This window comes from Rhodospirillaceae bacterium (genome assembly GCA_002746255.1).
Taxonomy (GTDB): domain Bacteria; phylum Pseudomonadota; class Alphaproteobacteria.
The window spans coordinates 1-11,106 of the sequence record NVWO01000028.1; the positions used below are offsets into that span (position 1 = coordinate 1).

The window sequence follows — 11,106 nt, forward strand, 5'->3', positions numbered from 1 at the left end:
CGAACACGTCTTCGATTTCGGTGACGAAGCTTGCCTCAAGCACCGACCGGCCGGAAAAGTTCATGGGCATGCATTTCATGAACCCGGTGCCAGTGATGGAGTTGATCGAATTGATCCGCGGCATCGCGACCGATGACGCAACTTTTCATACCATTCGCGATTTATCAGAAGAGATTGGGAAAACCGTCGCCGTCTCCGAAGATTTTCCTGCCTTTATCGTCAACCGCGTTCTCATTCCGATGATCAATGAGGCCGTTTACACCCTTTACGAAGGCGTCGGCACGGTTGAAGAAATCGACCGCGCGTTGCGGTTGGGGGCCCATCATCCAATGGGGCCGTTCGAACTTGCCGACTTCATTGGCCTGGACGTTTGCCTTGCCATCATGCAGGTGCTGAACGAGGGCTTCGCGGACACGAAATACCGCCCCTGCCCGCTCTTGGTGAAATATGTCGAGGCCGGTTGGCTTGGGCGAAAGACCAAACGCGGCTTTTACGACTATTCCGGTGAGACCCCGGTCCCCACCCGCTAATCGCGGGCGTTGGAATCTGGTTTTCCAAGATAGCGGTGAACAAGCGCCAGACCCTCCGGACTGTCCCACTCGGCAAAGCCGCTGTGACTTCCGAGCACCTGGCCATCTCGACCGATGAAAACGGTAAGCGGCAGGAATTCAACACCAAACTCGGCGCCAACCGCTCTTTTCGGGTCGAGATAAATAGCAAGGTTCTTTAGCCCCAGGCGCTCATAGAAAGCCGTCACAACCGCGAGCCCCCCACGGTCCCCGGAAAGGGGAATGACGACGATGCCCTCCCCGGCGACGCGACCCGCCAAACGATCCAGAGACGGCATTTCGCGAACACATGGTCCACACCAGGTGGCCCAGAAATTCAAGACGATCCCTTTGCCGCGCCAATCGACAAAGCGCCGCTCCGATCCATTCGCGTCGATAAAGGGAACATCGGGCACTGGCAGGGGCTTGGAAAGCGGCGTAAAGTGCAAAGTCGTTGGTGTGGACTGGTCCGCTGGTATGGAATCCGTTGGCATGGAGCCGTCTGGCAACCACCATGCCGCCAAACCGACGAGAAGGGTGAGCGCACCAAATAAGATGACCCGACGGAAACCTCTAGACATCGTAAAACTCAAATCGTGACATGAAAACAAAAACCCCGTCTACCAAGAGCAGCAGCCAAACCATACGAAACGGCCGATTCGATATCGGCCCGGATGCCGTTCTTGAAACAATTAATGCTTCCATCGATTTTGACAAGCGTCTTTATGCACAGGACCTTGCCGGTTCGAAGGCACATTGCACCATGCTTGTCGCAACCGGGATCCTTGACAGCAAGGATGGCGAAGAAATCCTGAAAGGTCTTGCGTGCATCGAGACGGAAATCGAGGAAGGCGCGTTTACGTTCAAGACGGTGTTTGAAGACATCCACATGAACATCGAAGCGCGCCTGAAAGAGCTTATCGGCGATGCGGCTGGAAAACTTCATACGGCGCGGTCACGGAACGATCAGGTGGCGACGGATTTTCGGCTTTGGGTGCGCGATGCGCTTGACATGGGTGATCTGGCGCTCAGGGAGTTGCAGGCCGCCTTGATCGACCGCGCGGAAGAACATGCCGATACCCTACTTCCCGGCTTCACGCATCTTCAGGCAGCGCAGCCGGTATCCTTCGGCCACCATCTGCTGGCTTATGTCGAAATGTTTGGGCGTGACCGGACACGGCTTGTCGATTGCCGGACACGCCTCAATGAAAGCCCCCTTGGCGCAGCGGCGCTTGCCGGAACCTCCTTTCCCATCGATCGGGAAATGACGGCGGCGACGCTCGGTTTCGACCGCCCGATGGCAAATTCAATGGATGCCGTCAGCGATCGGGATTTTGCGCTGGAATTTCTAGCTGCCGCAGCGATTGCGGCGACACATCTTTCGCGACTGGCCGAGGAAATTGTCCTGTGGTCAAGCACGCCGCTTGGTTTCATTAGGCTTTCCGACGCCTTTTCGACCGGCAGTTCGATCATGCCCCAAAAGCGGAACCCGGACGCAGCCGAACTTGTTCGCGGCAAAACGGGCCGGATGCTGGGATCGCTGGCAACGCTTCTTGTTGTTATGAAAGGCCTGCCCCTTACCTACAGCAAGGACATGCAGGAAGATAAGGAGCCGGTGTTCGATGCCGCCGATACGCTGACGTTATGCCTTGCGGCCATGACCGGCATGATCCGCGACCTTACGGTAAACAAGGAACAGATGCATGCGGCGGCCAGTGGCGGCTATACCACGGCAACGGACCTCGCCGACTGGCTGGTCCGGGTGTCTGGAAAATCCTTCCGCGATGCCCATCGCGTCACCGGAAAAATTGTCAAACTTGCAGAAAAGCAGAGTCTTGATCTCGACGCGCTTCCTCTTGAAGAAATGAAACGCATCGAACCCACGATCACGAAAGCCGTCTTCGAGGTGCTTGGCATCGAACGTTCCGTCGCAAGCCGCGTAAGCCTTGGCGGCACAGCACCGGCGAATGTCCGCCAAGCAGCAAAAAAAGCGCGGACGCGTTTTTTATGAAGCGCATGATCCTTACGCTGCTGCTGGCTTGCAGCCTTGGGCTCACCCTCTCGGCGTGCGGCAAGAAGGGCCCCCTTGAACCGCCCCCGGGCAAGGAAAGCAACTACCCAGGGCAATACCCGAAATGAACCATTTTTTGTATCGCGATGGGGTGCTCTACGCCGAGGACGTCCCGCTGCCAAAGATTGCTGAAACCATCGGCACGCCATTTTATTGCTATGCCACGGCAACACTGGTTCACCAGTACCGCGCCTTCGCCGATGCCTTCGCCAACCAGGACGCGACGATTTGTTATGCCGTAAAAGCAAACGCGAACCAGTCGGTGCTGCACACCCTTGCCCGGCTTGGCGCCGGCGCCGACATCGTTTCCGGCGGCGAACTTCAAAGGGCCCTGGCCGCCGGCATCCCGGCGACGAAAATCGTCTTTTCCGGAATCGGTAAGACGCAGCAAGAGATGGCCCAGGCGCTTGACGCAGGTATCCTGCAATTTAACGTCGAATCAGAGCCAGAGCTTGAGGCCCTAAACGCGGTGGCCCTCGAGAAAAACGCACGCGCGCCGGTGGCGCTTCGCGTAAACCCGGACATCGATTCCGGCAGCCACAACAAGATTGCAACCGGACGGCGCGAGGATAAATTCGGCATCCCATGGGAGCGCATCGCGAATGCCTATGCATTGGCGGCGTCGCTTCCTGGTATCGAAGTCGTCGGCATTGCCGTCCATATCGGATCGCAGCTTGTCGAACTTTCCCCCTTTCGCGCCGCCTTTGCACGCGTGGCCGACCTTGTGACGACCCTGCGGAAAAGCGGCCACAGGATTGACCGGCTCGACCTTGGTGGCGGGCTCGGCATCCCTTATGACGGCGAAACCCCGCCAGAACCCGCCGATTATGCAGAGATGGTTCGCCAGGAAACCGCCGGGCTTGCCTGCCGGCTGATTTTCGAGCCGGGCCGGTTTATCGTCGGTAATGCAGGCGTTCTGGTCACGCGGGTTCTCTACGTGAAAGAGGGTTCGGAACGGCGTTTCGTGATCGTGGACGCGGCCATGAACGACTTGCTTCGGCCCGCCCTCTATGATGCCTTCCACCGTGTCGATCCAGTCACCGAACCTGCCAATACGAGCCATAAAAAGCCGGTCGAGATCGTCGGACCGATTTGCGAAAGCGGCGACGTCTTTGCAAGCGGCCATCCCCTGCCCCCAGTCAAGGCCGGCGACCTGCTTGTCATCCGGTCGGCAGGTGCTTATGGCGCGGTGATGGCATCGGAATACAACACCCGCCCCCGCGTACCGGAAATATTGGTCAATGGCGAACGCTTCGCCGTGGTCCGCCCCCGCCCGACAATCGACGCCATCCTAAAAAGCGAGCAAATTCCAGACTGGCTTGCGTAAAAAGCGCGTTTCTAGAAACGGAATTCATATTCCACAAGCCACCTGAAGAATGCACCCGGCATCTTGTCGGTAAGCCCGAACAGGCACACCCGTTAAATCCCGCCCAGACGTGCCTTTGCGCTTTTCCCTTGTTCAAGAGCCGTGGACAGCCCCCAGCCTCCCAGCGTCTTAGTTGCGATTGATAATCATTTTTACCTTGCGTCGCCGGGCAGGCCGTGTAAATTACTGCAAATGATAATCACTCTTAATAAGGACGCGCACAAATTCTGACGCAAGCCTCACAATAACTATCTGTATTGATTGCAAAAAATAGGGAAAGACGATGTCTCAAATCTTACGCCCCCTTCCCGCATTGACACTTGGTCTGGCCATGGCCCTTTCGCCCATGGCAACAGCCCTGGCCCAGGAAGCACCCAGCCGGGAGGAGATGTGGCGGACCATCCAAAAACAGCAAAAACAGCTCCAGGCACTAACCGAGCGGCTTACGCAAACGACGAAGAAGGTTGAGAGCACCGAAAAGAAGGTGGAAGCAAGCGAAGAACGTATCGAAGCAACTGGTGCCATGGTCGAGCAGGTCCGTGAAACAAGCAGCACTCAGCCTGGCTGGTGGCAAAACACGCAACTCGGCGGGTATGGCGAGATGCACTACAATGGCGGCGACAAGGAAGAAATTGATTTCCATCGCTTCGTTCTTTACGTCGGCCATGATTTTTCGGACAGCGTCCGCTTCTTCTCAGAACTCGAACTCGAACATTCCATTGCTGGCGATGGCAAATCCGGCGAGATCGAACTGGAGCAGGCTTATATTCAGATCGATTTCAGCGAATTCCACCGCACCACTCTCGGCCTACAGATGATTCCCGTCGGCATCTTGAACGAAACGCACGAACCGCCGACATTCTTCGGCGTCGAACGCAATCCGGTTGAAAGCAACATTGTTCCAACGACCTGGTGGGAAGGTGGCGCCAAATTCAGTGGCGAACTCTGGGAGGGCGTCAGCTATGACGCCATGGTGCATTCGGGTCTGGAAACACCGACCACCGGCAGCAGCGCATTCAAGATTCGCAATGGGCGGAACAAGGTTTCAAAGGCCTCCGCCAGTGACGGTGCCTACACAGGCCGCCTTCGCTGGGCCGCCTTGCCCGGAGTAGAATTCGGTGTTACAGGGCAGTATCAGAGCGACCTGACACAAGGCGTAATTGACACCAGTGCAACACTTTTTGAGGTGCATACCGATGTTCGCCAAGGGCCATGGGGCCTGCGTGCGCTTTTCGCCCGCTGGGATCTTCGCGGCACCGCACCGGAAGCCATCGGCAGGGACGTTCAGCAAGGCTGGTATGTTGAGCCTTCTTACCGCTTTTCCACGAAGATCGGCAAAGTCGGCGTCTTCGCCCGTTTAAACGAATGGGACAACAACGCTGGCAGCAGTGGAGATACACAATTTCAGCAAATCGACATTGGTCTGAACTATTGGCCCCACGAGGACGTCGTCTTAAAATTCGACTTCCAGATTCAGGATGCGCCTGTCGGAGAGACCGAGGACGACCGCGTAAACCTAGGACTGGGATTCCAGTTCTAACCGCCGTGGCATCGCACGCTACAAGCCGATTGGCGTACACGGCGTTCTTCTTTTTTGCAATCACGGTGATGGGCGTGTGTTTTTTCACACGCCCCTTGCTTGCGCTCGACACTTACCAGAAGCCCGAAATTTTTCTTAAAGAAGCCTTCCCTAACGTAACGCCGCAAGCGGAAGTCCTATGGATTACAAAAACGCGTGGTGAAACTGCACGCCGCATTCTTGGCCACAATTTTGGCGTGCTCCGCCAGCGTTACTGGCGAAGCGGGGAACGAACCGTCTGGATACTTGACGAAATTGGAAAAATGCACCCGATCACGACCGGCATTATCATAGAGGGCAATGCAATCAAGCGCATTCGCGTGCTTATCTACCGGGAAAGTCGCGGCGGTGAAGTCCGCTATCCGTTTTTTACCGAACAGTTCGAAGGCGCAACCCTGACAAAGGATTTAAAACTTGATCGCCACATCGACGGCATATCTGGCGCCACACTTTCCATTCGGGCATTGACGCATCTGGCGGAACTAGCCCTTTACCTTCATGGCGAGGCAACCAACACCCCATGATCAAGCGAATTGTAAATGAAATCCGGAAAAGACCTCCTTATAAGTGGCACCGTCATATCGGCACCCTGGCGGCTGTCTTTTTTGTGTTTCTCGCCGTAACCGGCGTTGCAATCAACCACGCAGACGCGTTGAAACTGGACCAGCGCCATCTTGCAAGTGACTGGCTGCTCGATTGGTACGGGATCGAGCCGGAAACAGACAGCGTGAGCTTTGCCACTGCCGGTGGCCACTGGCTCACCGGCACCAGGGCCAGCGTTTACCTTGACGCCAGACGCGTTGCCACGACAACCGAAATGCCCGTTGGCATCGCCGAAACGAATGGCGTCCTTGCTGTCGCAACTGGAAACGAAATTCTTTTGCTAACGCCAGATGGCGATCTCATCGAACGAATCGCTGGCAATTTTATCCCCGGCCCCATCGAAAAACTTGGCATCACGGCAAAGGGACAAGCCATTGCCAAGACACCGACCGGAATGTTTCTTGCCGATCGGAACCTGTTGACGTGGAAACCATCCCAGGCAACCGCCATTTGGTCCCAGGCAACCGCCGCGCCCGCGCAACTGCTTGAAGGCGTTGGAAAGGCCGAGAGAAGAAGGATGCTGAACCTGGAACGCGTGCTGCTCGATCTGCACAGCGGTCGATTGTTTGGACGCTTGGGCCCCTACCTCATGGACGGCGTGGCGCTGCTCCTTCTGGCTCTCGTCGGCACCGGCTTCTACATGCGTTTTTTAAAGCGCGGCCAATGACGCCGTCAATGACACCGCCGGTCGTGTCCCTGACCAAGTCCTGCACCCGCCGGCGGGCCTTGCGGATCGTCGCCGGTTCGATCGGAATGGCAGCATTGCCCTGGTCCGCCCATGGCAGAGCCGCCACCGAATATTCACCACCCCATCGCTGGGAAGGCAAGGCTCTCGGCGCGGAAGGCTCCATCCGCCTCTACCATCCGGATGCCGCGCATGCCCAAACGATTCTGGACCGCTGCGTGAAGGAAATCGACCGCCTTGAATCCCTGTTCAGCCTCTATCGACCCAATTCCGAGCTTTGCCGCCTGAACCGCGCCGGCAGACTTGCGGCACCCTCCAGGGATTTCATCCGTTTGCTGAACATCGCCAAAGAATGGCACCGCCACACGGCAGGTGCCTTTGACATCAGCGTCCAGCCGCTATGGGAACTGTACGCCCGCCACTTTGCAACTCCGGACGCCAACCCGACCGGGCCGATGCCTTTGGACATCGCCCAGGCCAGAAGACGAATCAATGGCGAAGCCATCCACATCACGCCGAAAGAAATTCGCCTGAAGAAAGCCGACATGGCCTTGACCCTGAATGGCATTGCCCAAGGCTACATTACGGATCGGATAACGGCGTTGCTGAAAGCCCAGGGGTTGCAGCACGTTCTTGTCGAGTTAGGCGAATTCCGGGCGATAGAAGAACGGCCTGATGGCACGCCATGGCGAATAGGCATCGCCAACCCGGACCGGCCATGGCAGGCGCTAAGGACGCTGCCCTTGCGCGACGGTGCTATTGCCACATCCGGCAGTTATGGCCTGTTCTTCGAACCCACTGGACGGCACCATCACTTGTTCGACCCGTCTACCGGACGCAGCGCCAACCACCACCGCAGCGTGACCGTTCTGGCACCGGACGCAACAACGGCAGACGCACTTTCAACCGCGCTGAGCATTCTGCCGCGTACGGATGGAGAAAAACTTCTCAGGAATTTTGATGGGGTCGAAGCGATTTTTTATTGACGCTCAGTCGATCAAATATGTCGGCCCGAAACGCTTTAGAAATTTCGCAAGTCCATAGCTGCGCTGGTCGTACAGACAGATGTCCCCCTCAAAGGAGAAGTAATAAAGATGCACCTTGTCGCCATCAACGACGAGACGACAGAAGCCGTTTTCAATGTTGTCCTCGGGACAACGCCGAAGATCGAAATGGGGCACATGTTCTTCAAATTCCTCGTAGGAAACCCAGCATTGCGGTTCCGCCGCCATAGCACCGCCTAAAACCAGCGACCAAACCATGCCCGCCGCCGCCAGCAAAGCCAGCACCGGCTTAGCCCCCCCGTTCGCCTTTAAATTAGCCGTCGTGCCGTAAAGCCGCATCAACCCGCCGATGACGAGAAGCGTCGCGACATAGAAAACCAGTTGAATCCCATCCGGGCGCGCGCTGTAGCCGACAAGCACATGCAACAACTGGCCCGTCATGCTGCGTTCGGAAAGAAGGTGCGAGCTGTCCCAGATCGCCTGGCCCAATGGCGGCAGAACATCCGCCTGAACGAGGTAATGCGCACCCTGGGACGCAAGCCCCGCCGCCAACAGCAGAATCATCCAGCTGGTCACGGTAAAAAGATGCTTCATCGGAATACGCAGCAGGCCGAAATAAAGGACCGCGCCCAAAACCCCGCCGGCGGCAAGGCCAAGCAGGCTGCCCATCATCATTTCTGCGGCCGCCCCGCCGCCAAGGGCGATGCCATAAAGAAAAAGAACAACCTCGGAGCCTTCCCGCAGGGTCGCCAGCCCGACGACGATGGCAAGGGCGTAGAGAGGTCGCGCGCCAAGGCGGACCGCACTGCCGACCGCGTTCATCTTCTGGGAAATTTCACGGCCATGGCGGCTCATCCACACATTGTGCCAGCCGAGCATGACAACGGCGAGAAACAGGACGCCGGCGTTGAAATATTCCTGGCCCATGCCTGCCGCAGCCTCGCTGATCGTCTGGGCAAAGAAAGCAATGGCCGCCGCACCGAAAAGGCCGCCGCCGATGCCGTAGAGAATCCAACGCCCACGTCCCATCACCTCTTTCGTCGCCGCCATCACAATGCCGATGATCAGGGCTGCTTCTAGAACTTCACGGAAGAGAATCAGAGCGCTGGCCAGCATGGCGTTCTCCAGAAAATTAGCCGCAATTTCGTGTCTGCGTTATTTGACGAGGATGCGGCCCTGTGCCGTATCTGGAAAAAACTCGCCGAAAAATTCGTACGTCCCGGGATCCAGCGGTCCGATATAGACGATGCCTTCCCGGCCACCGAGAATAATTTTTTCGCGGTTGAGGTCGTAGCTTTCAAATTCTTCCGGGGTGGGATCGAGATTCCGGATAATCAGTTTCACCTTCTTGCCAGCCGGCACTTCAAGCTCTACCGGATCGAAGCGATGGTCCTTGATGGAAATGGTGAACGTCGTCTCATCGGCAAAGGCGGGTCCCACAAAGAAAATCAGAGCCACCAAGGGCAGCAGAGCAAGAAACCCAAGCCTTTGATAAACAAGTAACTTCATTGCCAACTCCAAAGAAAAACGTCCAGAAGTGATATTGCAAATCATTCTCAATTGCAATGTAATGTGTGGGTATTCGGCTGTCAAGGACTCCACATCGGGAGACACGCCCATTGGGATAAGTCGCATCGAAGTGCCGTCGTCGGCGCGAACCGCCACGCCCGTGGCGATTCCGTGGTGCCACAACACCCTCGGAAAAAAGACGCACTGACCCTCGCTTCAACACCAAAGGCGTCAAAACGCTGTTGCGATTCAAAAATGCCACGGAAGTCAAGAAACGACGCGCGCCGTCAGAAACCTCTGTGGGGGTTATGGCTGCGTCCGATTACTCGCTGACAACCAGGTTCTCGGCAGACGACCGATCGTTCTGGCCGGGAACGAGTTCATACTCGATACGCTGTCCTTCGTTCAGCGTCTCCAAACCCGCGCTCTGCACAGCCGAAATATGCACGAACACATCCTTCGAGCCGTCCTCCGGCTGAATGAACCCAAAACCTTTGGCCGGGTTAAACCATTTCACAGTTCCAACTGACATAATTCTTCAACTCCAAACAAAATACGCAACATCTACCGCCCCATCGAAGACCCGACCGTCGCAATTGGCCGACCCCAATCAGGGACAAAGCATTTTACCGTGCGAACACGCATTCGCAAAGCCCCGACTGAAAGACCCACAAGAGTCTGCTTCTTTGAGTGGTGGTGGTGCCGCCTGGGTGACTCGAACACCCGACCCCCGCATTACGAATGCGATGCTCTACCAACTGAGCTAAGGCGGCACAGGCGGCGAAAGTAGCCCCCGGAAAACGCCCCGTCAACGGTTAGAGCATCCCGCTTATCCTTGGAAACCCACGGCTTTTTTCTGGGAAAGGTGGGAAGGAAGCATCGCGTCATCCACAAGGCCTATGGGACCGGGCAAACGCCACGCAAAACGGTCAAAAGCGTCGCAATGGGCGCAGACCGGCGCCCAGCTTTCAGCAATCGCGCCGCAATTCCCGCAAACCCAGTGCGGATCCGCCGAGGCCTCGGCCGCGCGCGCAAGCCATTGCGCCGCCGCTTCGTTGCCCGGCTCTGCTGCTTCAAGCTCCGCCATGGCGCGAAAGGCGCGGGCCGATGGCCGGGCCGCAATTGCTTTTTCAAGATTGCTTTTTGCTTCCCCCCAGATTTCGGCCTTCAGGGCCGCCTCGCCAACTGCAAGAACACTTTCGGGGTGATTGGGGCGCAATACCGCCAATTTTTCGATTTTTCTTAAGCGCTGAAGGCTGTCGTCCAACCCATCGATTTCCAGATAGGCCCTGGCAAGGTCCGGATGCGGGTTCTTCGACCAGGCTTTTTCAATCGCCTTTTCGGCGCGCCGTGCCGCACCTTGCCCCTTGGCAAGCCGCGCGTAAGCAATCGCCACCGGACCAAAATCGGGGGCAGCCTCTCTGGACCCAATGTGGGCCGAGGCGGCTAACACCCCAGGATACAGATGCGAATCAGCGGCTTCCCGAACTCTTTCTACGATACCGCGCCGAAGAAGCGACGTATCGTCGGCCTGGTTATGGTTGCTGTCCTCCTGACATTCTTCCTGGTGTTCAACCGCGTGCCCAAGCTGGACACGGTGCGGGCCGACCTGGCAGTGGCCACGTCCCCGGTGGCCCAATGTTTCCAGGGGTTCTGCATCGAAGGATCGCCGGACTCGTCGTTGCTTTCACGGTGGTGGGACTTCTCCCTGACATACCTCAGGCTGGTGTCATTTGGTATG

At 57.1% G+C, this 11,106-nt stretch carries 13 protein-coding genes and 1 tRNA gene; 8 read left to right on the forward strand and 6 right to left on the reverse strand.

Translation table 11 applies throughout. The features are described from left to right. Positions 1–530: 3-hydroxybutyryl-CoA dehydrogenase (locus tag COA65_10000; GenBank protein ID PCJ56883.1), on the forward strand; the 530-nt coding region annotated here is incomplete at its 5' end. Here the strand turns inward: COA65_10000 and COA65_10005 are convergent. Beyond that, positions 527–1,129 (reverse strand): thiol:disulfide interchange protein, encoded by a 603-nt coding sequence (locus COA65_10005; protein PCJ56884.1) that lies wholly within the window; start codon positions 1,127–1,129, stop codon positions 527–529. The genes COA65_10000 and COA65_10005 overlap by 4 nt on opposite strands. A 20-nt stretch (positions 1,130–1,149) precedes the next feature. Here COA65_10005 and argH point away from each other — a divergent pair, with 20 nt between their 5' ends. The 6 genes from argH to COA65_10035 all read left to right on the forward strand — a co-directional run bounded on the left by argH (position 1,150) and on the right by COA65_10035 (position 7,838). Beyond that, positions 1,150–2,559, forward strand: a complete 1,410-nt coding sequence (argH, locus tag COA65_10010) for an argininosuccinate lyase (GenBank protein ID PCJ56885.1) — start codon at positions 1,150–1,152, stop codon at positions 2,557–2,559. 124 nt (positions 2,560–2,683) lie between these two features. Beyond that, on the forward strand, positions 2,684–3,946 hold the full coding sequence (gene lysA / locus COA65_10015) for a diaminopimelate decarboxylase (GenBank protein ID PCJ56886.1): 1,263 nt from the start codon (positions 2,684–2,686) through the stop codon (positions 3,944–3,946). 322 nt (positions 3,947–4,268) lie between these two features. Next, a complete protein-coding gene (locus COA65_10020) occupies positions 4,269–5,525 on the forward strand; it encodes a porin (protein ID PCJ56887.1) in 1,257 nt (418 codons plus the stop codon). A 68-nt stretch (positions 5,526–5,593) separates the two neighbouring features. Continuing rightward, positions 5,594–6,088, forward strand: a complete 495-nt coding sequence (locus COA65_10025; GenBank protein PCJ56895.1) for an FMN-binding protein — start codon at positions 5,594–5,596, stop codon at positions 6,086–6,088. After that, a complete protein-coding gene (locus COA65_10030) occupies positions 6,085–6,834 on the forward strand; it encodes a hypothetical protein (GenBank protein PCJ56888.1) in 750 nt (249 codons plus the stop codon). The genes COA65_10025 and COA65_10030 overlap by 4 nt, the downstream gene beginning before the upstream one ends. Then, positions 6,831–7,838, forward strand: coding sequence for a thiamine biosynthesis protein ApbE (locus tag COA65_10035; protein ID PCJ56889.1), 1,008 nt, complete (start codon positions 6,831–6,833; stop codon positions 7,836–7,838). The genes COA65_10030 and COA65_10035 overlap by 4 nt, the downstream gene beginning before the upstream one ends. Before the next feature lie 3 nt (positions 7,839–7,841). Here the strand turns inward: COA65_10035 and COA65_10040 are convergent, their stop codons facing one another. From COA65_10040 to COA65_10060, 5 genes are all read right to left on the reverse strand, one after another. Continuing rightward, on the reverse strand, positions 7,842–8,972 hold the full coding sequence (locus COA65_10040; GenBank protein ID PCJ56890.1) for an iron permease: 1,131 nt from the start codon (positions 8,970–8,972) through the stop codon (positions 7,842–7,844). A gap of 39 nt (positions 8,973–9,011) precedes the next feature. Then, positions 9,012–9,365: a hypothetical protein gene (locus COA65_10045; GenBank protein ID PCJ56891.1), complete on the reverse strand. Its 354-nt coding sequence runs from the start codon at positions 9,363–9,365 to the stop codon at positions 9,012–9,014. Between the two features lie 322 nt (positions 9,366–9,687). Further along, positions 9,688–9,897, reverse strand: a complete 210-nt coding sequence (locus COA65_10050) for a cold-shock protein (protein PCJ56892.1) — start codon at positions 9,895–9,897, stop codon at positions 9,688–9,690. 165 nt (positions 9,898–10,062) lie between these two features. Continuing rightward, positions 10,063–10,138 (reverse strand) — tRNA-Thr (locus COA65_10055). Positions 10,139–10,194: 56 nt separating this feature from the next. After that, positions 10,195–10,761 carry a hypothetical protein gene (locus COA65_10060; GenBank protein ID PCJ56893.1) on the reverse strand — a complete coding sequence of 189 codons (567 nt, stop codon included), beginning with the start codon at positions 10,759–10,761 and terminating at the stop codon, positions 10,195–10,197. Between the two features lie 69 nt (positions 10,762–10,830). On the opposite strand from COA65_10060, the gene COA65_10065 reads away from it, so the two are divergent. Beyond that, positions 10,831–11,106: hypothetical protein (locus tag COA65_10065; GenBank protein PCJ56894.1), on the forward strand; the 276-nt coding region annotated here is incomplete at its 3' end.

Bases quoted from the DNA above. Each gene is read 5' to 3' on its own strand.
- COA65_10005 (PCJ56884.1), bottom strand. From the start codon at position 1,129: ATGTCTAGAGGTTTCCGTCGGGTCATCTTATTTGGTGCGCTCACCCTT.
- COA65_10050 (PCJ56892.1), bottom strand. From the start codon at position 9,897: ATGTCAGTTGGAACTGTGAAATGGTTTAACCCGGCCAAAGGTTTTGGG.
- COA65_10040 (PCJ56890.1), bottom strand. From the start codon at position 8,972: ATGCTGGCCAGCGCTCTGATTCTCTTCCGTGAAGTTCTAGAAGCAGCC.
- COA65_10035 (PCJ56889.1), top strand. From the start codon at position 6,831: ATGACGCCGTCAATGACACCGCCGGTCGTGTCCCTGACCAAGTCCTGC.
- COA65_10020 (PCJ56887.1), top strand. From the start codon at position 4,269: ATGTCTCAAATCTTACGCCCCCTTCCCGCATTGACACTTGGTCTGGCC.
- COA65_10030 (PCJ56888.1), top strand. From the start codon at position 6,085: ATGATCAAGCGAATTGTAAATGAAATCCGGAAAAGACCTCCTTATAAG.
- COA65_10045 (PCJ56891.1), bottom strand. From the start codon at position 9,365: ATGAAGTTACTTGTTTATCAAAGGCTTGGGTTTCTTGCTCTGCTGCCC.
- COA65_10025 (PCJ56895.1), top strand. From the start codon at position 5,594: ATGGGCGTGTGTTTTTTCACACGCCCCTTGCTTGCGCTCGACACTTAC.
- lysA (PCJ56886.1), top strand. From the start codon at position 2,684: ATGAACCATTTTTTGTATCGCGATGGGGTGCTCTACGCCGAGGACGTC.
- argH (PCJ56885.1), top strand. From the start codon at position 1,150: ATGAAAACAAAAACCCCGTCTACCAAGAGCAGCAGCCAAACCATACGA.